This is a genomic window from Streptomyces piniterrae (assembly GCF_005048155.1).
Classification (GTDB): Bacteria; Actinomycetota; Actinomycetes; order Streptomycetales; family Streptomycetaceae; genus Streptomyces; species Streptomyces piniterrae.
On sequence record NZ_SUMB01000002.1, the window covers coordinates 779,182 to 799,872 of the forward strand.

The window sequence follows — 20,691 nt, forward strand, 5'->3', positions numbered from 1 at the left end:
CGCTCACTTCCCCCAGTTCACTTTCCCCAGTTCTTCCGGTACGCCGCGCGATAGCCCGGCGGATCCCATTCAGTGGCGCCGGCGCTGTTGGCGGCCGTGGCGATGTGCACCGGAGCGATATATCCGCTGGCGGGCTTTCCGGAGAAAGCCCGGTTGAACTCGTCGAGGATTTGCCAGCCCTGTTGGGAGAGCGGCTCGGGAACGGTGGCCGCCTGGAACTGCCTGCTGTTGATGCGTTGGAAGGCAGAGGGATCGCCGTCGCCCGCGCCGATGTTGAAGGGGGCGGCATCGCCCTTCTTGCCCGCTGCGCGCAGGGCCGGGGCGGCGTCGGCGAAGTACACGTCGTTGATGGCGACGGAGTGGGTCCACTTGTCGGGGAAGCGGGAGAGGAGTGAGGAGACCTTCTGCGGAGTTCGGCTGCTCGAGTCGGAGATCGGGATGTTTTCCTCTGACAGAAGTTTCACGCCGGAGCAGGTGGCAAGTCCCTTCTTGATGAGTTCGGACTTGTTCTTGGCGAACGGGATCGAGGCGTCGGTGAAGACCACGGTCCCGGCGCGGCCGTGGGAGTGCGTGATGATCCAGTCCGCGCTGATCTTCGCGACATCCTCGACCCTGGTGGTGATGTTGCTGAACAGTTCGGGGTCCTTGCTCGGACCGGGCGCGTCGACCGCGTGCCAGCCGATGAGCGGGATGTGTTGTGCATGGGCCTTTGCCACCTGTTGCGACGTCAGGTGGGGATCGAAGCCGCCGATGACGATGCCCGAGGGCCGGAGGGCGATGGCTTGACTGAACGCGGCCTGGATCCCGGCGGGGGTGCCTTCGCCGTCGATCACCCGGACGTTCCAACCGATGGCCTTCGCGGCTTCCTGCACGCCCTTGGCAGCGCCCGCGACACCGGGATTGGTCATGGTCTGCGCGACGTAGACGATCTTCTTGCCGGAGACTGCCGTGGGGCCGCCGATGGGGCCGTGCCATGTGAAGTTGGTCTTCTCGGCCTGCCGGACGGCTGCTTTGGCTCTGGCCAGGACGGCGGGGCAGCCGGTCTTCTCCGGTCCCGCCGAGGAGCCGGTGCCGTTCGACGCGCCGTGCTGGCAGCCGAGGATCACGGTCGACGCCACTGCCACTGCCAGTGCGACTGCGCCGCCGAGGGCGGTCCTGCGGACAGCGGTCATGACGCGGCCTTGGACATCTCATGCGGTGTTCGCGGAGGCTCCGTCCGTCGCAGGCGCAGCTGCCGGCGCGCCGCATAGCCGGCCATGCCGACGGCGATGAGCAGGGTGACCCCGTTGAACAGCGGGGTGACCCAGAACTGGGCGCCGAACTGGCCGATACCGGCGAGGCCGATGGCGAGGACGGTGACGGCGACCAGGGTGCCCAGGGCGTTCGGGCGGCCGGGTCTGATCGCGGTGGAGCCGAGCAGCGCACCGACGAAGGCGGGCAGCAGGTAGTCCAGGCCGACGCTGGGGTTGCCGATGCGCTGCTGCGCGGCGAGCAGGACCCCGGCGATGCCGACGACCAGGCCCGACCCGGCGAAGGCATAGATGACGTAACGCCTGGTGGGGATGCCCACCAGGTCGGCGGTACGGGGGTTGGAGCCGATGACGTACAGGTACCGGCCGAGGGGCAGCCGTTCCAGGAGCAGCCACAGTACGGCGGTGAGGGCGAGGACGTAGAAGGCGGGCACCGGCAGGCCGAGGAACCTGGCGTCGTAGATGTCGGTGAAGGCGGCCGGCAGGCCGTGTGGGCCGGGGACGATGCGGGCCCCGTTGGTGATCCAGCCGGTGAGGGCGTACAGGATGCTGCCGGTGCCGAGGGTGGCGATGAAGGAGTCGATTCTCGCGAATTCGACGACGACACCGTTGAAGATGCCGAAGACCGTCCCGCCGAGGATCACCACGAGACAGGCAAGCGGCCAGGACCAGGCTTCGTTGACGATGAGCTGCATCGTCATGACGTGCGCGAGGCCGAGGCCGTAGCCGATCGACAGGTCGAACTTGCGGGTGACGATGGGGATCATCGCGCCGAGCGCGAGGATGGCGGGGATCGACTGGTTGGACAGGACCGCGGAGATGTTGTCCAGGGTGGGAAAGGTGTCCGGCAGGGCGAGGGAGAAGGCCAGGAACAACAGGGCGGTGAGGGCCAGGAGGCCGTAGGCGCCGACAAGGTGCCCGATCCGGCGGGCCAGCGGGGAACGGGGGGAGCGCGGCGTCGTCATGTCGTCCCGGTGAGGCATCATGACGTCCCGGTGAGGGGGGCCATGGCCGACGAGGCGCGGGCGAGTCCGGGGACGGTGAGGGTTTCGCCGCTCAGCTCCACCGTCATCGCTCCGCGGACGAATACCAGGGCCCGATGGCACACATTGGCGACCTCCTCGAAGTCGGTGGAGATGAGCAGGACGGCGAGGCCGTCGGCCAGCGCGTCCTGGAGCAGGCGGTAGATCGAAGCCTTCGCGCCGACGTCCACGCCGGCGGTGGGCTCTTCGAGGATCAGCAGGCTGCGGCTCAGCCCGAGCCACCGGCCGACCATGACCTTCTGCTGGTTTCCGCCGGACAGGGTGGCGAACGGCGCCTCGCTGTCCTGGGGGTGCACCGCGAACCGCTTGACCAGGGCGGTGGCCTCGGCCCGCTCGCGCCGGGGGCCGATCCAGGTGAAGGCCGGCAGACCGCCGGCCCGGGGGTTGGCCAGGAAGTTCTCCCGTACGGTCAGTTCGGCGGCACAGCCCTCTTCCTGACGGTTGCTGGTCACGAAGCCGACTCCGGAATCGACGGCGGCTGCGACCGTGCTCGGTTTGTACGGCCGGCCGTTGAGGAGGGCCCGTCCGTCGACGAGGTGCCGAGCGCCGGCGAGAGCGCGGCCCAGTTCCATGTGTCCGGCGCCGGTGAGGCCGACCATGCCGAGGACCTCACCGGCGCGCAGTTCCAGGCTGACCGGTGCCGTGTTCTCGGTTCGTACGCCGTCGAGGCTGAGCACGGCCGGGCCCGCGGGCGGGGCGAACCGGTAGCCGCGCGGGTGGCGGCCCACGATGTCGTGCACGAGCCGGGTGGGGCTGTAGTCGGCGAGCGGGCCCTGGCTGATGAGGCGGCCGTCGCGCAGGACGGCGAAGACGTCGGCGACCTTGTACACCTCGTCGAGCCGGTGGGTGACGTGGACGATGGCATGCCCCTGGTCGCGCAGGGTGTGCAGGACGTCGAAGAGGCGGGCGCAGTCCGCCGCGGGGAGGCTGGCGGTCGGCTCGTCGAGGACGATGAGTTCGGCCTGTGTGGACAGTGCGCGGGCGATGGCCACCAGAGAGCGTTCGGCGCGCGGGAGGTCGGCGAGGGTGGTGCGCGGGTCGAGGTGCGCGGCGACGATGGCCAGCGCCTCGGCGCATTGTTCGCGGGTCTTTCGCCAGGACAGCAGCCCTGCGCGGCGGGGATAGCCGGTGCCCAGCGCGATGTTTTCGGCGACGGTCATCCACTCGACCAGTCCCAGGTCCTGATGGATGAAGGACATGCTGCGGGCGGCCGCCTCGGTGCCGAGCGGGTGCCCGGCGACCGACACCTCGCCCTCGTCCGCGTGGTGCACGCCGGCGAGCACCTTGATGAGGGTGGACTTTCCGGCGCCGTTGGGACCGAGCAGGGCGAGGATGCTGCCGGAGTTGATGTCGAGGTCGACGGCGTCCAGCGCGAGGGTGCCGCCGAACCGCTTGCTGAGACCTCGCATGCGGACGAGAGGCGCGGGGCCGTGGCGCGGGGGAGGGGGGAATTCAGGAGGGTCATGCACAGACTTCTCCGGAGGTCGGCCTCTTGGTTCTTCCGAGTTCTGTCCGAGTTTCGTCCGGGGTCTTCCGGCGGTCTTCCGGGGGCTTTCCGAGTCTTTCCGGCCGAATCGGCAATGCTGCACCTGTTGTCGCCCAGCACCCGCCATCACGTTTCCGTCATGCTACGGCCCCTTTTGGCTCCCAGGCCTGATAGGCCATTAGATGGCGGGAATGTCGTCGAAATCCACTTCGACCGCGCCGGGTTTTCCGCCGGGCACTTCCAGAGCACACTCGGCCCATATGACCTTGCCGTCGGCGGTGTAGCGGGTGCCCCAGGCCTGGCTGAGTTGTGCCACGAGGAACAGGCCGCGGCCGCCCTCGTCGGTGGTGGCCGCATAGCGCAGGTGCGGGGCGGTGTTGCTGGTGTCGGAGACCTCGCAGATCAGCGTGCGGTCGTAGAGCAGCCGCACCCGGATGGGGCCGGTGCCGTAGCGAATGGCGTTGGTGACCAGCTCGCTGAGCAGCAGTTCGGTGGCGAAGGCCAGCTCGTCCAGCCCCCATGCGGCCAGTTGGCGGGTGACGGCGGCGCGGACGCCCGAGACGAGCGCCGGGTCGGTGGGCAGCTCCCAGGTGGCGATGCGGTGTGCGTCGAGGGCATGAGTGCGGGCGACGAGCAGTGCGATGTCGTCGGCCGGGTGGTCGGGCACCACGGTTCGGAGAACCGCCTCACAGGTGTCCTCGGGTGGCCGGTTCGGGTGGGCCAGGGCGTGGCGCAGTTGGCCGAGGGCCGTGTCGAAGTCGCGCCGGCGGTCTTCGATGAGTCCGTCGGTGTAGAGGACGACCTGGCTGCCTTCGGGGAGGTGGAATTCGGCGGTCTCGAAGGGGAGTCCGCCCAGTCCCAGAGGCGGTCCTGCGGGCAGGTCGGGGAAGGTGACGAGGCCGTCCGGGCCGACGAGCGCGGGCGGCGGGTGGCCGGCCCGGGCCATCACGCACTGCTGCGAGGTGGGGTCGTAGATGGCGTACAGGCAGGTGGCGCCGATGATGCCGGTGCTGCTCCCGGAGGGATCCTCGCCGCCTTCGTCCCGGTCGAGGCGGCCCACCAGATTGTCGAGCTGGGTGAGGACTTCGTCCGGGCCGAGGTCCAGTTCGGCGAAGTTGCGTGCCGCGGTGCGCAGCCGGCCCATGGTCGCGGCGGCGTGCATCCCATGGCCGACGACGTCCCCGACGACGAGGGCGACACGGGTGCTGGAGAGGGGAATGACATCGAACCAGTCTCCGCCGACACCCGACTCGGCGGGCATGTAGCGGTAGGCGACCTCGACGGCGTTCTGCTCGGGGAAGCTGGTCGGCAGCAGGCTCCGCTGCAGAGCGAGGACCATGGTGTGTTCGCGCGTGTAGCGGCGGGCGTTGTCGATGCAGATGGCGGCGCGGGTGGCCAGTTCCTGGGCCAGCGAACGGTCGTCGTCTCCGAAGGGTGCGGGGTCCCGCGAGCGGTAGAAGCTCGCGATGCCCAGGGCGATACCGCGGGCGACGAGGGGGACGGCGATGAGGGAGTGGACGCTGTGTTCGAGGAGCCGCTGGGCATGCAGGGGATCCTGGGCGATCCAGCCCGTGGCGGTCCTGAGGTCGGGCTCCAGTACCGGCTGCCTGCTGGCCAGACAACGGACCTGGGGTGTGGTGGGACGGAGGTCGACCGGCTCACCGGCGGGGTAGAAGGGGCAGTCGTCGCGGATGCCGTGGACCACCGTGCGGTGGAGGCCGGTGCGCGGGTCGGTCGGCTCCTCGCCGCGCAGTACCGCCTCGGGAAGGTCGATGGTGACGAAGTCGGCCAGGCGCGGCACGGCCATCTCGGCGAGTTCCGTGGCGGTACGGCTCACGTCCAGGGTGGTGCCGATGCGGGTGCTGGCTTCGGACAGCAGCTCCAGACGGCGCCGGGCCGCCACCGCGAACGTCCCCACGCCCGGCTCTCCGACCAGCACCAGGCCGCTGGTCACCCGGTCGGCGGTACTGCTGGGGGTGCCGGGGCCGCCGGGCCTGTCGGGCTCTCGGGTCGTCGTGGTCGTCGTGGCCGTGCTGGTCGTCGAGGCGGTGGTGGCCGTCAGGCCGGGTGCGGCGCCGGGAAGGTGCCCCGGCAGCCGGACGGTGGGCGCAACGGGCTGCCGCGACGGGAGCCGGGGCGCCGCGCCGGCTTCGGCGGGGACGGCGAGGCGCTGACGAGAGGAGGGGAGGATCGCTTCGATGACGAGCCCCGCCACCCCGCAGGGGCTGGTCATCGGTCGGCTCAGCAGGGTGACCCGGCGGCCGCCGGGCAGCGATACTTCGACGGCGGCTCGCTGGCCCGAGGAGATCAGATCGGCGGCCGTCTCCTTGAGGATCATCTGGTCACGCCAGTCGAGTCCGCTCTCGGCGAGCTCGCCCGGCTGTCCGTCCGCCGTCGGATCGTCGGCCGACGTGCGGCGCCTGGCGTCGAGGTACGCCCTCAGCAGCGCGCGCTCCCGCGTGGAACTCTGCTCCAGCATCCGCCGTTCGATGGCGCCGGCCGCCCTGCGGATCACGGTGTTCAGCGTCAGGTCCGCGTCGGTGAGCGGAAAGCCGAGGCAAAGGATGCCTTCTATACGCCCACTGAGCAGGTCCCGGACGGGAATTGCGGCACACGCACTGGACTGGGAGCGTTCGGCGAAGTGCTCGGCGCCGTGCACGTTGACCAGTTGCCGTTCCGCGAGCGCCAGACCGATTCCGTTGGTCCCACCGAATTCCTCGGCGAACACGAAGCCCGGGACGCTCTGGATCGCGGCCAGATGTCTGACCAGGGAGGCGTCGCCGAAACGGCGTTGCAGTACGGCGCCGCGCCCATCGGCAAGGGAGACGTTCATGTTCCGGCCGGCGAACATGGACTCCAGCCGGTCCAGTACGGGCTCGGCAGCGTGGACGAGCCGGCCGTGGAGATCGAGATCCTGGCGGTACGGAAGCTCGCATCCCTCCGGTGAGAGCCCCAGCGACCGGGAACGCTGCCAGGAACTCAGGATCGGGCCGCGCACCGTCCCCTCGACCGCTCCACCTTGCAGGAACTGCTCACGGGCGCGCGCGGGGCTGATGCTGTCTCCCACGAGCCCCATCCCAATCACTTCCCGTATCGGCACGTGCCGCCATGGCCGCCCGTACGTCGGAGCAGCCGCACCGTTTGATCCAATTGTAGAGCTTTGCACTATTAACGGCACTTATCGTGGAGTGGCGCAGGCGGTCCGAGGTGCCTCGGCGCCCAGACGATCAAGGCGATGACCTGGCCTTTTGACCGGACATTTGCCTCGGCCTTGCGGTGTGCTGTCGGCCGTCACAGCACCGCGATCGGGTTGACGGGTGAGCCCGTGCCGCCAGGGATGTTCAGCGGCGCCACCACCAGGAGGAACTCGTATCGGCCCGTCTCCGCGCCCGCGGCGGAGAGCGCTTCGAGGTCGAGGTTGTCCAGCAGCGGCACCCCCATCGCGACGATGGCGAGCACATGGACCGGCGAATGCACACCGTCGACCGGCGACGGCCGTACGTCACTGTCGCCGTCGCCGCCGAGCAGCGCGATGCCGCGCTCGGCCAGTAGGGGCATGGCATCCACGTGGAAGCCCGCGCCGGCCGCGCCGGGGTCCCAGGCGCCCAGTTCCCGGCGGCGGCGGAAGCGGCCCGACCGCAGCAGCACCGCGTCGCCCTCGCCGATCGTCACGTCGAGTGCCCGCTCCGCCGCAACGATGTCCGCCGCGTGCACGGCCCGCCCGGGTTCCAGCCATTTGTCCCCCAGAACGGCGGGCAGATCGAGCAGCACGCCTTTGGTCACGAGCGGGCCGAGCGCCGACACGGCGCCGAAGCGGGCGCCCCCGGCGTCGATGAGCTCACGCGCCGTACGGCCGTCGTAGAGCTGCCCGCGGTAGGCGACGTGGGACAGTGCGTCCAGATGGCTGACGGCCTTGCCGTGGTAGTCGACGGCGATGAAGTCCTTGTGAGTGGCGGGTTCAGGAGCCTCCACGTCACCGAGGTCGGACATGTAGTGCAGGGCGGGCCTGGTGTTGTCCGGTCCGGGGGCCGTGTCCCAGGGGCGCGCCATCGGGACGACCGTTCCGGACCGGACCAGGGAGGTGGCCCGCCGTACGTGCTCCGGAGTCACCCGATTCCAGGCACCGCGGTCGGCGGGGGCCCAGCGGTCCCACGCACGGACCGTCTCGAACAGTGCGTCGAAATCCCGGCGGGAGACGGCGGGCCCGTTGCCGGCACCGTCCGGCGGCGGGGGAGTCGGTGCATCGAGGGGAGTCGGTACATCGCTGGGAGTCGGAGCATCGCGGGGAGTCGGTGCATCGCTGGGATTGCTGGTCATCGCTCGTCAGCACTCCAAACACGGCCGTGGCCATGGTCATTGCCACACAGGCACGCCCCAAGTCTCCCTCAGGTCAGGCGTCCGTGCGGTGCCGGGCGGGTACGCTCCCGGCGCCCACAGCCCCTGATCTTGAGGAGTGGTGACGTGCCGCCCCAGCCCGCCCGTCGCATGGCGTCCACCGACGACTACCTCTTCGCCTTCATCGACCGCGCGCGGGCCCTGGCCGAGGCGGCCGGACGGCAGCCCGTTCCGCTGGCGGTCGGCGACTGCGACCTTCCCACTCCGCCGCATATCGTCGCGGCGATGCGCACGGCCGTACGGGACCCCGCGCTGCACCGGTACCCGCCCTACGAGGGCGCGGCCGAGCTGCGGGAGGCGGCGGCCGGGTTCCTCGCCCGGCGCTTCCAGGTCGCCGCGGACCCGGACACCGAGTTACTGGTGACGCTGGGCAGCAAGGAGGCCATGGCCCACCTGGCCCTCGCCTACCTCGACCCCGGCGACCTGGTCCTCGTACCGGATCCGGCCTACCCGGTGTACGCGACCTGGTCGCGGTTCTGCGGTGCCGAGGTCGTTCCGGTACCGCTGCGGGAGAAAAACGGATTCCTCCCCGACCTCGACGCGATAGACCCCGAGGTGGCGCGACGGGCGAAACTGTTCTGGGTCTGCTACCCCAACAACCCCACCGGGGCGCTGGCCACCCCGGCCTTCTACGACGAGCTGGCCCGCTTCGCGCTGCGCCACGACATCCTGGTGGCCTCGGACGCCGCGTACAGCGAGATCTACTACGACTGCCCGGCCCCGCCCTCGTTCCTCCGCTCGCCGGGCGCGATGGACTGCGGGATCGAGTTCCATTCCCTGTCCAAGGCGTACAACATGCCGGGCTGGCGGGTCGGCTTCGCGGCCGGAAACCGGGACGCGATCGCGGCGCTCCGGACGGTCAAGACCCACACGGACTCGGGCACGTTCGGCGCGATCCAACAGGCGGCCGTCGCGGCACTCACCGACACCACCGGCTACCCGGATCGGCTGCGGGCCGTTTACGGGGCACGGATGCGCCTGCTGTGCGACGGCCTGGAGGCGGCCGGCCTCGAAGTCCTGCGCCCCCGTGCCACCTTCTACGCCCTCGTCCGCACGCCCGCAGGTACCACCAGCGAGGAATTCGCCCGCCAACTCCTCCACAAAGCCGGAGTCCTGACCATCCCCGGCACCGGCTTCGGCCCCGGCGGCGAAGGCTACATACGCCTCACCGTCTGCGCGGGAAACGACCACATCGAAGAAGCGGTACGGCGGATAACCGAAGCAATGGTGCGGTCAGGGCACACCGAGGACAGGGCTTTGTCGAATGACCACTGACTCGGCCCCGCGTTGTGCCGAACGCGGTCGCCGGGCACTGTCCATTCAGGCCAGATGCGGTAGGACACCGCGAGATCGCACACATGAACGGAGCGACTGCTTCAGGCGAGGAATGAGCCCCGAGCAGGCTCGGATTTCCCTTGCGGGCTTGGGGGAGAGAAGACCACACAGGGGGAGCCCGGGACGGTCGGTTTCCACTCTTCCTGGGGAGGGGGTGGGACGGCCGGAGTGGATGTTGGCCGGGAGCGCGTACTTCCGTTTCATGATCTGTGCAGGAACAAGCGCCGAATCCGCGGAAAGACATGCCACTCGGCTGAGCGATGGCCGGAAGGTGACTTCATACCCCCATTGCCAGCTGTAAAGATCGTCAACGTTCATCCCCCCGACCTCTGTCGGTGGGTGTCTGCACGTCAACGGGAGGACGTTCCATGAAGAGAGCCGGAAAGTTAGTGTCACGGGCAGCTGTGGTGATCGCGGGGGTCGCCATAGCGGCAGGGTCCACTACCGCCTTCGCGGACATGGACCGCTACACGTCCGGTGCGCATTCCTGGCGTACGGGGGGCGGCTATCAGGTCGGCCTCCAGGACACCAAGGGAGACGGCAACTCCGTAAAGGCCGAGTACAACCGCAACGGCCATGGCAGTGAGGTGTACACGCTGTGGAATCACAGCGGAGAGGGCACCAAGGCCTACAGCAACAAGGGCGGCAAGGTGTGGGACATGCGAGTCTGCACCGAAATCGACAAGTGGCCCGACGACTGCTCCAACTGGTGGAGCGACGACCACTGAGCCATAACGGCCCGCTGTGACATCGCGCTGCCCGGGACGCTTTTCGCCCCGGGCAGCGCACTGCTGATTCTCATCTCCTGAAAGGCCGATGGCGTGTCGGATGCGTTTGCGTTGCCCCTTGAAGTACGTGAACTGGGGTACGAGGTAGGGGGCCGGCGCCTGCTCGACGGACTCGAACTCGCCGTGTGCGCCGGCGAATCCGTCGCCGTAATGGGCCCTTCCGGATCAGGGAAAAGCACTCTGCTCTCCATCCTCCTCGGCCTCGTGCGACCTGATTCCGGATCGGTCATGGTCGCCGGCCGCGATGTCGTCGCTTTGCGCGGCCGCCACCTGGCAGAGCACCGTAGAAAGCGCCTGGGGATGGTGTTCCAGTTCGGGGAATTGCTGCCTGAGCTCTCTCCTGTCGAGAACGTGGCGTTGGCCGCCCTGCTGGACGGTGTGGAACGCGACCATGCGTACGACGAAAGCCGAAAACTCCTGGACGAACTCGGTGTGCCCGTCACCGAAACCGCCACCAGCGAACTCTCCGGTGGTGAACGTCAACGAGTGGCCGTGGCACGGGCGTTGATCGGCAATCCCGTGCTGCTTTTGGCGGACGAGCCCACCGGCGCACTGGACGAGTCGTCGCGCGACCATGTGGCCGAGACACTGTTCGCCGTGCCCGGCGCCCGCGGGTGCGGACTGCTCGTCGTCACCCATGACCCCGCCGTGGCAAACCGGGCCGACCGGGTCATGCACCTGGAACAGGGCGCCCTGGCAGGTGCCCGATGAAGCGCGGTCGCATCCGCCACATGCTGCACATCGGCAGGGCAGCCGGCCGGACCGCCGAGGGCGGCCGGGCGCGCTTCTGGGCACTGCTGGCCGCTACCGCGGTCGTGGCCGTGACGCTCAGCTCGCTGTCCGCCACGGCCGCGACCTGGCAGGGGCGTGAGCAGCGCGGAGCGGCGCGCGTACCCACGCTCGCCCAGCACGGGCAGCAGGGCTCGGCCCTGTGGAGCCGGTACTGGGACAGCTACCAAGGGCGCCAGTTCACCGTCGTCGTCATCGCTCCCCTGACGAAGGACGCGCCCCTGCCGCCTGGGGTGGCACGCTGGCCGGGCCCCGGCGAGGTGTTCCTGTCGCCGGCGCTGGCCCAGGGGCCCGCGGACGAGGACTTCGGCCACCGGTACGGCACCCGTGTCGGAACCATCTCGGCCGAGGGACTGGCCTCACCCGGCGAACGGCTGGCCTACGTCCGACCCACCACGTCCATGCTCGGCACGGCGCGGATGGAGAAGATCACCGGCTACGGAGGCGCCGGCGCGGCCTTCGGGGACCTGCGGATCGTCGGCCCCCAGTCGTCGATGCTGGCCATCATCGGCGTACTGCTCGGGCTTCCTGCTCTGGGCCTCGCGGCAGCGGCCGCCAGGATGGGCGCCGCCGGACGCGACCGGCGCGATGCCCTGCTGCACACCCTCGGCGCCGGGCGGGCGGCACGCGCCTGGATGGACATCGGAGCCGCGATCCGACCCGCCTGTATCGGAGCGGCCGTCGCGGCCCTGCTCACCGCTCCTTTCCTGCTGGTGGACGTGCAACTGCCGTGGATCGACTACACCCTGTACGCGCCGGACCTGCGCCGCGTCGGTGTGACACTGGCGGCTGCGATCGCCGCCTCCATGGTGATGATGCTCGGGCTGGTCCTCTTGTTGCGTCCCGCCGCGCGCACGGGAACATCCACCAGGCCACGCTCGGCGGGCAGCGGTCTGTTACGCCTCCTCGCCCTGGGTTCCTGTCCCGCGTTTCTCGTCCTGGCTCTGACGTCGCGGTCCTTCGGCGCACAACGCTCCGCGGCGGCCTATCTGTTCGCGGTCGTCGGTGTGTGGATGACGCTTCCGTGGGTGATCGGCTGGGCGGCTTCACACATCAGCCGCCGGGCGTCGAAGTCGCCGCACCACAGTGGTACCCCCGCGCGGTTGATCGCCGCCCGCACCACCGCGGCCCGGCCCGGAATGGTGGTCCGCCTGGTCGCCGCGATGATCATTGCCATCGGTGTCATCGGGCAGACCCAGATCATCACCAGCCTCCTCTTCGCCCGTTCCGGGGACGAGGAACAGCTGAACTCCGCGCAGGGCCGGACCATGGCACTCGTACAGACATCGGCGACGCGGCTCACCGACGCTTTCACAGCCGCACTTCCTCATGGCGCGCACACGGTCGCCATCGGAACGGGGAACATCCAGCCCGACGGCTCCAGCGGCAGCCGTGTCCTCCAAGCGCCGTGCAGCAGCCTCCACGCTCTGCGGCTGCCCTGCCCCGCCGCCGGTCAAGAGGCCGAGGTGCCGTACGGCGCCCTCGACAAGCGCCTCAGAGTCACCGGCTACCAGACGTTCGGCGAAACACCCGCAGTGGTCCGCACCGGCCCGGTCAGTGCCATCGGCTCCGCCCAAGGCCTTCAGGCCGTGGTCTTCACCGCCCTCGACGAACCCATGAACATCCCGGCCGTCAAACGGGCCGCACACCTCTACCTGAGCGTGAAAGCCCTCACCGAGCCGGTGGCCGAAGACGGAGCCAAATCCTTCACCGTCGGCTATCAGTCCCGCTGGATTCCCTTCCTCGGCACCATCGGCACGCTCGTTCTGCTCACGGCCATGGCACTCGCCGCCCTCTCGGAATTTCTGCGATTCTCCCAAACGCTCGCCCCGCTCACCGTCCTCACCGGACGCGGCCAGGTGTTCCACACCACGGCCTTCTGGTGTCTGGGAGCTCCGCTCCTGGGCGCCGGTGCCATCGGCACGTTCGTTCATGTCGTCCTGGTCCAGCCCGTCACCGGAGGAGAGAGCGGAGCAACCCTGTCCTGGAACCTCATCACGGCTGTCCTGACCGTCACGGCCCTCCTCGCCGCAGCCGCCACTGCCGCAGGCGGTGCGACGGCCGCACGACGCGCACTGACGTGGCGGCCCCGTGCCGACTGACGCCCAGGAGTGGATGCCCCGGCCTCCTAGCCCGGCCCCTAGCCTTCCTCTTCCTCCTTGTCTTCGTCCTTGTCATCTTCGTAGTCGTCGTGGTCGCCGTAGTCGTCGCGTTCGGTGAGGAAGTCGTAGAGCTCGTCGACGAGTGGAGAGTCGTCGGCCCACCAGAGCTTTGCCGTGCGCTTGCCGGAGCCGCCGACTACCAGTGAGGGATCGACGGCGTCCATCCACGGGTAGGCCTCGTCCTCGTCGAATCCCTCGTCGAATTCCTCGATGTCGGCCTCGGAGACCTGGCGGATCATGGGGACGGGGACGGTCGACTGCTGGTGATTCACCATCCAGGTGTTCCGGAAGAAGTCGAACTGCAGGTGGTAGCAGTCGTCCGACTCGGTGAAGAGGATCGGCGGGACGAGGAAGTGCGCAGCGCCGACGGTGGCTGCGACGTCGATGTAGTTGTCGGGGGTTCCGCCGGAATTCCAGCAGGCGGCAAAGTTCACGGGTGTGAGCGGCTGCTTGCCGAGCACATGAATCTGGTTGCCTCGAATCACGAACTTCTCCGGATCGAGGACCACGTCTTCCCCGAGCATCAGGATCGGCGCAGGCATGATGTGCGCCTTCGCGAAGGTCTGAGTGCGCTCGTAGAGGTCGACGATCTCGTCGAGTCGCGTGGGATCGAACCGGCCCCCGTCGTGGAACGGGCAGCACACGTCGTCCGTCTCCTCCGGCTCGGGGAAGAGCCCGGACTTGTCGAACGGCGGGACTGCCGACTCGCCGCGCCTGGCGTCGAGGAAGGCGGGTATCCAGCTGCTGTCCGCGCCCTCGGCCTCGATCACCTCCGAGTCGCACAGATCGTGGAACGCGGCGTCGCCGAGCTTGCAGTTGAAGTAGTCGAGCAGCGTGATCGCGGCGCACTCGGCGAGCGAGAGCGCCTCGCTCTTGGGGAACCAGAAGTCATAGCCGTTCGCGAGGAAATGCACCCCGCGGAACTGCTTGTGGACGAAGGGCTCGCGCGCGGCACCGGGGACGAGGCCGCTCCAGTGTGCCGCGGCGACCTGGTTGTAGTACGCGTCGGCGTGGCGGGCGAGCTCCGGAGCGAAGACGCTCTCGCCGGTCCAGTAACAGGCCTTGCTGAACTGCGCGCCGATGTCGGGATCGTGGGTGACCTCGGGCTGGCTGAAGACGAGTTCGGTACGCAGGAAGACCTTGCGGCCGTCACGGTAGGGCGCGCCCTCATGCTCGTACCGCTGATCGAAGATTACGCAGGTGAAGGGCTCGATGTCCGTGACGGCCGGGCCGCCGGTGAGGTCCAGGGCGGGCTCGGCCGAGCCGCCGGTGAGGTAGAGCAGAACTGTGTATCGGGAGACATGCCCGCGGGCGGCGTCGTAGTAGGGCGTGTCACGGTGGTGGTGGAAGTTGCTGTCGCCGGGCTCGAAGCGATTGCAGCGGAACACGGGGTTCACATGCGAGAAGCCGTCGAGCATCGCCTCCGGCAACCCCGCCGCCACGGCTCTGGTGAGGGCCTCGGCGAGCAGCGCCGAGTGGAAGATGAACCGTTCGCCGCCGCGCGAGGAGGCGTTCAGCGGCGGGACGTAGAGGTCCAGCGAGTCGAGGCGTTCCAGGCCCGCGCGGGCGGCATCCGGCAGCTGCACCGACGACGCGTACGCGCCCTTGCCAAGCTCGTCGGGCTCGGTGAGCCCGAGCTCCAGAGGGACGTCCGCGAACAGGCGGTCCAGCGGAACGATGTTCTCGAACGTACGGAACGACAGCTCGCGTGGGTCGACGAAGACGGCCGCCAGATGCGGCGCGCCCTCGCTGGGCCGGGCGAACAGCTCGCGCACATCGGCGTCGATGCGCTCGGCCTCGATGAAGCGCACGGCTTTGTGGCGCGAGGTGGGGTGCCAGGAAATCCCCAGCCCATCGAGCGTCGCGGCGGGCTCGCTGTCGGTCGCATCGACCTCGGCGCGGTAGCGGGCAACCTCACCGTCGGCGGCCTGACCGGACGACAGGGCAAAGAAACGGTCGCGGAGTTCGACGCTCACACGCTCCTCCAGAAGCTGCGCAGGGCGGTAGGAAGCTGAGGGGCAGACGCCAGTTTCTGCACGCCTGTATCGGAGACATCGTCGCGGTACAGCAGAAGGCGCTTGAGCGAGCCAATGAACGGCGCTGCCAGCAGAGCGTCCACCCCGTCCTCGCCGATCCGGTTGTACCGAAGGTCAAGCTCGACGAGCTGCCGGAGACCGCCCAGCGAGCGCACGCCCTCCGCGGTGACCGTGTTGCCCTGCAGGTGCAGACGACGGACCGCGGCGAAGTTCGGGGACGCGGTGAGGGCCGCCAGGCCGACGTCGCCCATGCCGCAGTACCGCAGGTCGAGCGTCTCGATCCGTCCGTCGCCGGCCGCGGCCGTGAGGGCCTTGGCGCCGGGGTCGCCGATGCGGAAGTACGAAAGGTCGAGTTCGACGAGCCGGCCGAGGTCGAGGGTCGCGAGGGCGTCGGCCTCTATGGGCGGCGGCGCGATCGGTATGCCGTCCTCGTCGTAGTGCTCCTCCTCGTTGCCCCAGTCCTCACCCACCTCGTCAACGCCCGGCTTGATCCGCAACGCGGTCACAAAGCGGCTCCGCAGGGCCCGCTCAATCAGTGCGGGCGCCTCGTCGGACCATTCGACGGCGACCTTCGTGGCGAACCCGTGCCGGCGCGCCTCGACGGTCACGTCCGTTGGCAACTCCGCATCCCAGCCTGCTCGGTGTTCCTCCATCAGCAGCCCGATCTCACCCGCCAGTTCCTCGCGCCGGGCGGTGTCAGCGACGCACGCGTGCCGCTGTTGCAACTCGATCAACTTGCCCCGGGCATCGCCCTGTTCCCGCAGCGATACGCCGTAGGCGCGCCACGCGGCAACGTCGTCGGGGCGGTCTCGAAGTCTCTGTTCCAAAGCCGTGGCGTCCATGTCGATCACACTACGACCGACCACTGACAATCGAGTTCGTTGCCGGTTGCCGGTTGCCGGTTGTGGGTGGGGGAGGGGAGAGCGTCGAGTCGCTCCGCAAACGCCCGGAGCGTCACCACCGACGCCCTCGACCACCGGACCACCGAACCGCCGGACCACAGGTCTGCCGGGTCTCTGGTCCGCTCGACACGCTGCCGAGCGTCGGCCGACCAGCCGCGCCGGCACCCCGCCCGGCCCGGCAGGGCCCGCCGAGCCGGCTGATGACGCGGACCACGTCGACACCGGGCTCAACACCGGGCTCAACGCCGGGCTCGACAACGCCGATCAATCGGGTGTCTTTGTCGCGACAAATCCGCACAAACAGGAATGCTCGTGCCGGCTCAAGGGGCACCGATTAAAAGATCAAATTGGCAGGGGCTAGCATATGAGCACCGCCTAGCTCGAAAGATGAACCTGTGACTGTCAACGACGACTCGTTCACCAACTGGAAGACCCGCGAGGAGATCGCGGAGTCGATGATCCCGCTCATCGGGAAGCTGCACCGCGAGCGGGACGTCACGGTCCTGCTGCACAGCCGCTCCTTGGTGAACAAGTCGGTGGTCAGCATTCTCAAGACCCACCGTTTCGCCCGGCAGATCGCCGGCGAGGAGCTCTCGGTCACCGAGACCCTGCCGTTCCTGCAGGCGCTGACCTCGCTTGACCTGGGCCCGTCGCAGATCGACATCGGCATGCTCGCCGCGACGTACAGGACGGACGACCGCGGTCTTTCGGTGGAGGCGTTCACCGCCGAGGCCGTCGCCGGTGCCACGGGCGCCAACAAGATCGAAGGCGGTGAGGGGCGCGACGTCGTCCTGTACGGCTTCGGTCGCATCGGCCGCCTCGTGGCCCGTCTGCTGATCGAGAAGGCCGGCTCCGGCAACGGCCTGCGGCTGCGCGCGATCGTCGTGCGCGGGGGCGGCGACCAGGACATCGTCAAGCGGGCCTCGCTGCTGCGCCGCGACTCCATCCACGGTCAGTTCCAGGGCACGATCACCGTCGACGAGGCGAGCAGCACGATCTTCGCCAACGGCAACGCGATCAAGGTGATCTACGCGAACGACCCGTCCGAGGTCGACTACACGGCGTACGGCATCAAGGACGCCATCCTCATCGACAACACGGGCAAGTGGCGCGACCGCGAGGGCCTCTCCGAGCACCTGCGCCCCGGCATCGACAAGGTCGTCCTGACCGCGCCGGGTAAGGGCGACGTCCCGAACATCGTGCACGGCGTCAACCACGACACGATCAAGCCGGACGAGCAGATCCTGTCCTGCGCGTCCTGCACCACCAACGCGATCGTGCCGCCGCTGAAGGCGATGGAGGACGAGTACGGCGTCCTGCGCGGCCACGTGGAAACCGTCCACTCGTTCACCAACGACCAGAACCTGCTGGACAACTACCACAAGGCCGACCGCCGCGGCCGCTCCGCGCCGCTCAACATGGTGATCACCGAGACCGGCGCCGCCTCCGCCGTCGCGAAGGCACTGCCCGACCTCAAGGCGAAGATCACCGGCAGCTCGATCCGCGTCCCGGTGCCGGACGTCTCGATCGCGATCCTCAACCTGCAGCTCGCGCGCGAGACCACCCGTGAGGAGGTCCTCGACTACCTCCGCGACGTGTCGCTGACCTCGCCGCTCAAGCGCCAGATCGACTTCACCACGGCCCCCGACGCGGTCTCCATGGACTTCATCGGCTCGCGCCACGCCTCGATCATCGACGCCGGCGCCACCAAGGTCGAGGGCGACAACGCGATCCTCTACCTCTGGTACGACAACGAGTTCGGCTACTCCTGCCAGGTCATCCGCGTCGTCCAGCACGTCTCCGGGGTGGAGTACCCGACGTACCCGGCCCCGGCGGTCTGACGTCGGCCGAATGCCCGATCCGACGTCCCAGTAGGCGGGCGGCGGCCACCAGCGGCCGCCGCCCCCCACTTGCGGGGCGTGGCGGCCGGCAGCGGGGCGGGCCCGCGGAGCCGAACGGCTCGCCGCCCGCGTCCAGTGCCTCGGTCGCCTCGGTCGCCGATTCCACACAGCGATGCAGACGCCGCGGCTCAGCGCCGTTCGCGATCTTGCCCCCGCACGCGATCTTCAACGGACGCCAGCGGATCCGCGCGCCCCAGCATCTCCACAAGTGGAGTGCCGGTTCGTGCTGCCGCGATTCGACGTGCCCGCAGCTGCGCTCGGGTGCGGGGGCGGAACTTGGGTTCCTTGCCGCAGCCGCATGGCTCCCGGCCCTCGTAGCGCAATCCGGCGTTCAGGACCGCGGCCACGACGTTCCATGCCTTGGTGTCTCGGCGGCGCGGTGCCGCGAAGTCGTGACCGGCACAGGCCATCGGTCGGCAGCATCGGGGGCATCGGTGCTCGTCGAGGCCGGGGTGCCGCTTGAAAGCGATGCGGCAGCTCACGCACGCGTAGTGCAGTTTGTAGGGCTTCGCGGCGTAGTAACACACAGCGCGACCGTACCCGGCGATGTGGCGCGACGCATCCAGCCGGCCGTACGCAAAGGCGCCGCGCTGAGGAGCCGCACTGAGAACTCAGGGCATCGCACTCAGCCATCGCACTCAGGCACCGCACTGAACTCAGCGCCGCAGCAGCCTCTTCTGTACCGATTCCAGCGGCCCGTGCTCAAACCGTCGCAGCCACAGGCTCGCCCCCGTTACGAGCACCAGGCAGATCGCCGCCCAGAGTCCCATCACCCACCACGGGCCGTTGTCCGCCCAACGGGACGCCAGGCCAAGGCCGATGCCGTAGCAGGCCAGCATGGCGAGCACGTTCTGCAGTACGTAGCAGGACAGGGCCGTACGGCCGACGGAGGTCAGTGCGGAAGTCACGGCGGAGGCCAGTGGGCCCGGGTGACGGAGCCGGTCCATCACCATCCCGATGAGGCCCAGGTAGCCGATCGCCAGGACCGGCGCCGCCCCGTATCGCTCCAAGAGGAAGAAGTCCGAACCGCCCAGCACCGTAAGGGTGGTGAGGGGAAGGCCGATTCCCAGTCCCCACCCGGCCAGCCGACGCCGAATCCGTCGTCCTGCCTCATCGCCCTGAAAGGCTCCCGCCCTGAAGAGCCGTACGCCGAGCAGGAACAGGAAGACCAACAGCGCGAAGGAGAGCACCGGTTCCATGCGCAACGCCAGGGCATGCGACAGCCGGAAGGCGATCTGCTCCGTGTAACCCCCCTCGGCGTACAGCTTCACGGTGCTGGCATCGGGGCCACTCCCTGCACCACTGCCCGCACCATCACCCGTCTTCCCGCCCGGGGCGAGCAGGGTGGCAGCTGTGAGCAGCGTCATCGCCGCCAAGTGGAGCCCGCCCATGGCGATCCACGTGACGCGCTGGGCTCGCGCGGAACGCGTGAGCAGCCAGGCCACCAGCAACGCGACCACCGCGTACCCCATCAGTACATCCCAGGCGAAGACGAACACGAAGTGCACGGTGCCCTCGGCGAAGAGGAACAGCGCCCGCCACTTGTACCGGCCCGGCCATGGCTGCCCGCGCTTGGCGGCCGACCGGAACTGGATGGCCAGCCCGACTCCGAAGAGAATCGTCAGCATCGACAGGAACTTGCCGTTCGCGAGCGATTGGAAGACCGTCTCTGCCATCCCGGCCAGGGAAGTCAGGTCTGCCCCCGCCGATATCCCGGTGTTCCCGCTGAGGACGCCCCACTCGGCGCCCGGCCCGGCGAAGATCCAGACGTTGCTCATCAACGTTCCGAGAATTGCCACCCCGCGCAGCACATCGAGTAACGGCAGGCGCGCCCGTGCCACGCCGCCCGCATCGCCGGCGGCCCCCTCCGCCGCCGCGACCGCCTGCGTTTTCCCCACCTCGACCACTCCAACTCCCTCCCCTGATACTCGCTTTCGCACCATGATCGGCGCGCCCAGGGCCGGAATCCTCGTCCGCAGCGACGAATGCCGGCTACATCCTTCGATGCAGTGCGGACGAAGAGTGCGGGACGTGGACCTCACAGGGAAACATCTAATCAAACTTGACTAGAAGGCTCATGTGTCCTACCTTCTCCTGCGTAGTCAAGTTTGTCGAGTGCGCTGAGGCGCATCCGAAGACCATGAGGAGTCTGTGTGACCTTGCTGCCCGACACCGGGTATGTCCCGACCGCTGAGGACCGCGCGAGCCTGGACGCCTGGTTCGCCGAGTACGACGCGCAGAGTGCGCAGCGCAATGTTGAGCGCATGGCCGACATGGCGGTGTTCCCCCTCAATCTCGTGAGCGATGACGCGGCCGGCAACGGACGTTCGGCGCAGTGGGACCGCGAGCAGTTCGTCGCGACGATGACGCAGGTGATGGGGGAGGGGAGCGCGGACATCACGTTCGAGTCGACGCGGACGCCCGTCTTCCTCTCGTCCTCGATGGCCGTGGTCTTCACGGACTCGGTCATGACGATGGAGGGGCAGGCCCGGCAGCTGCGCTACGCCGACATTCTGATCAGGCGGAATGGGGTGTGGGCGTTCCAGACCATGATTCAAGGCGGCTGGGGAGACAACCTGTAGCCGAATCCGTCACCCACTGGGC

14 protein-coding genes are annotated in these 20,691 nt (G+C 68.8%); 6 read left to right on the plus strand and 8 right to left on the minus strand.

Annotated elements, in window-relative coordinates; all coding sequences use genetic code 11:
* Window positions 1–17 precede the first annotated feature (17 nt).
* From FCH28_RS07785 to FCH28_RS07805, 5 genes are all read right to left on the minus strand, one after another.
* Window positions 18–1,172 (minus strand): substrate-binding domain-containing protein, encoded by a 1,155-nt coding sequence (locus FCH28_RS07785; protein ID WP_136738938.1) that lies wholly within the window; start codon window positions 1,170–1,172, stop codon window positions 18–20.
* Window positions 1,169–2,215 carry an ABC transporter permease gene (locus FCH28_RS07790; protein WP_136738939.1) on the minus strand — a complete coding sequence of 349 codons (1,047 nt, stop codon included), beginning with the start codon at window positions 2,213–2,215 and terminating at the stop codon, window positions 1,169–1,171. The genes FCH28_RS07785 and FCH28_RS07790 overlap by 4 nt, the downstream gene beginning before the upstream one ends.
* Before the next feature lie 17 nt (window positions 2,216–2,232).
* Window positions 2,233–3,702, minus strand: a complete 1,470-nt coding sequence (locus tag FCH28_RS07795; RefSeq protein WP_136738940.1) for a sugar ABC transporter ATP-binding protein — start codon at window positions 3,700–3,702, stop codon at window positions 2,233–2,235.
* A gap of 255 nt (window positions 3,703–3,957) precedes the next feature.
* Complete coding sequence (locus FCH28_RS07800) at window positions 3,958–6,855, minus strand: SpoIIE family protein phosphatase (RefSeq protein ID WP_136738941.1); 2,898 nt, start codon at window positions 6,853–6,855, stop codon at window positions 3,958–3,960.
* Between the two features lie 215 nt (window positions 6,856–7,070).
* Entirely contained in the window at window positions 7,071–8,096 is a 1,026-nt protein-coding gene (locus FCH28_RS07805) for a cyclase family protein (RefSeq protein WP_136738942.1), read from the minus strand.
* A gap of 144 nt (window positions 8,097–8,240) precedes the next feature.
* On the opposite strand from FCH28_RS07805, the gene FCH28_RS07810 reads away from it, so the two are divergent.
* From FCH28_RS07810 to FCH28_RS07825, 4 genes are all read left to right on the plus strand, one after another.
* Window positions 8,241–9,449, plus strand: a complete 1,209-nt coding sequence (locus FCH28_RS07810) for an aminotransferase class I/II-fold pyridoxal phosphate-dependent enzyme (RefSeq protein ID WP_136738943.1) — start codon at window positions 8,241–8,243, stop codon at window positions 9,447–9,449.
* A gap of 449 nt (window positions 9,450–9,898) precedes the next feature.
* Complete coding sequence (locus FCH28_RS07815) at window positions 9,899–10,237, plus strand: hypothetical protein (protein WP_136738944.1); 339 nt, start codon at window positions 9,899–9,901, stop codon at window positions 10,235–10,237.
* A gap of 93 nt (window positions 10,238–10,330) precedes the next feature.
* Entirely contained in the window at window positions 10,331–11,008 is a 678-nt protein-coding gene (locus tag FCH28_RS07820; RefSeq protein ID WP_246102508.1) for an ABC transporter ATP-binding protein, read from the plus strand.
* Entirely contained in the window at window positions 11,005–13,188 is a 2,184-nt protein-coding gene (locus FCH28_RS07825) for a hypothetical protein (RefSeq protein WP_136738945.1), read from the plus strand. Before FCH28_RS07820 ends, FCH28_RS07825 begins: the two co-directional genes overlap by 4 nt.
* Before the next feature lie 38 nt (window positions 13,189–13,226).
* On the opposite strand, the gene FCH28_RS07830 is transcribed toward FCH28_RS07825, so the two are convergent.
* Both FCH28_RS07830 and FCH28_RS07835 read right to left on the minus strand, forming a co-directional pair.
* Window positions 13,227–15,224, minus strand: a complete 1,998-nt coding sequence (locus FCH28_RS07830; protein ID WP_136738946.1) for a hypothetical protein — start codon at window positions 15,222–15,224, stop codon at window positions 13,227–13,229.
* Window positions 15,221–16,126 (minus strand): leucine-rich repeat domain-containing protein, encoded by a 906-nt coding sequence (locus tag FCH28_RS07835; protein WP_136738947.1) that lies wholly within the window; start codon window positions 16,124–16,126, stop codon window positions 15,221–15,223. Before FCH28_RS07835 ends, FCH28_RS07830 begins: the two co-directional genes overlap by 4 nt.
* Window positions 16,127–16,581: 455 nt before the next feature.
* Here FCH28_RS07835 and FCH28_RS07840 point away from each other — a divergent pair, with 455 nt between their 5' ends.
* Window positions 16,582–18,027, plus strand: a complete 1,446-nt coding sequence (locus FCH28_RS07840; RefSeq protein ID WP_136738948.1) for a glyceraldehyde-3-phosphate dehydrogenase — start codon at window positions 16,582–16,584, stop codon at window positions 18,025–18,027.
* A gap of 716 nt (window positions 18,028–18,743) precedes the next feature.
* Here the strand turns inward: FCH28_RS07840 and FCH28_RS07850 are convergent.
* Entirely contained in the window at window positions 18,744–19,985 is a 1,242-nt protein-coding gene (locus tag FCH28_RS07850; RefSeq protein WP_425471896.1) for a DUF418 domain-containing protein, read from the minus strand.
* Between the two features lie 255 nt (window positions 19,986–20,240).
* Between FCH28_RS07850 and FCH28_RS07855 the strand changes: the two genes are divergently transcribed.
* Complete coding sequence (locus FCH28_RS07855) at window positions 20,241–20,669, plus strand: nuclear transport factor 2 family protein (protein ID WP_136738950.1); 429 nt, start codon at window positions 20,241–20,243, stop codon at window positions 20,667–20,669.
* Window positions 20,670–20,691 lie beyond the last annotated feature (22 nt).

What these genes read in the sequence shown, in the direction of transcription:
- FCH28_RS07825 (WP_136738945.1), top strand. Translation starts at nt 11,005, where the DNA reads ATGAAGCGCGGTCGCATCCGCCACATGCTGCACATCGGCAGGGCAGCC.
- FCH28_RS07785 (WP_136738938.1), bottom strand. Translation starts at nt 1,172, where the DNA reads ATGACCGCTGTCCGCAGGACCGCCCTCGGCGGCGCAGTCGCACTGGCA.
- FCH28_RS07795 (WP_136738940.1), bottom strand. Translation starts at nt 3,702, where the DNA reads ATGCGAGGTCTCAGCAAGCGGTTCGGCGGCACCCTCGCGCTGGACGCC.
- FCH28_RS07800 (WP_136738941.1), bottom strand. Translation starts at nt 6,855, where the DNA reads ATGGGGCTCGTGGGAGACAGCATCAGCCCCGCGCGCGCCCGTGAGCAG.
- FCH28_RS07790 (WP_136738939.1), bottom strand. Translation starts at nt 2,215, where the DNA reads ATGACGACGCCGCGCTCCCCCCGTTCCCCGCTGGCCCGCCGGATCGGG.
- FCH28_RS07835 (WP_136738947.1), bottom strand. Translation starts at nt 16,126, where the DNA reads ATGGACGCCACGGCTTTGGAACAGAGACTTCGAGACCGCCCCGACGAC.
- FCH28_RS07805 (WP_136738942.1), bottom strand. Translation starts at nt 8,096, where the DNA reads ATGACCAGCAATCCCAGCGATGCACCGACTCCCCGCGATGCTCCGACT.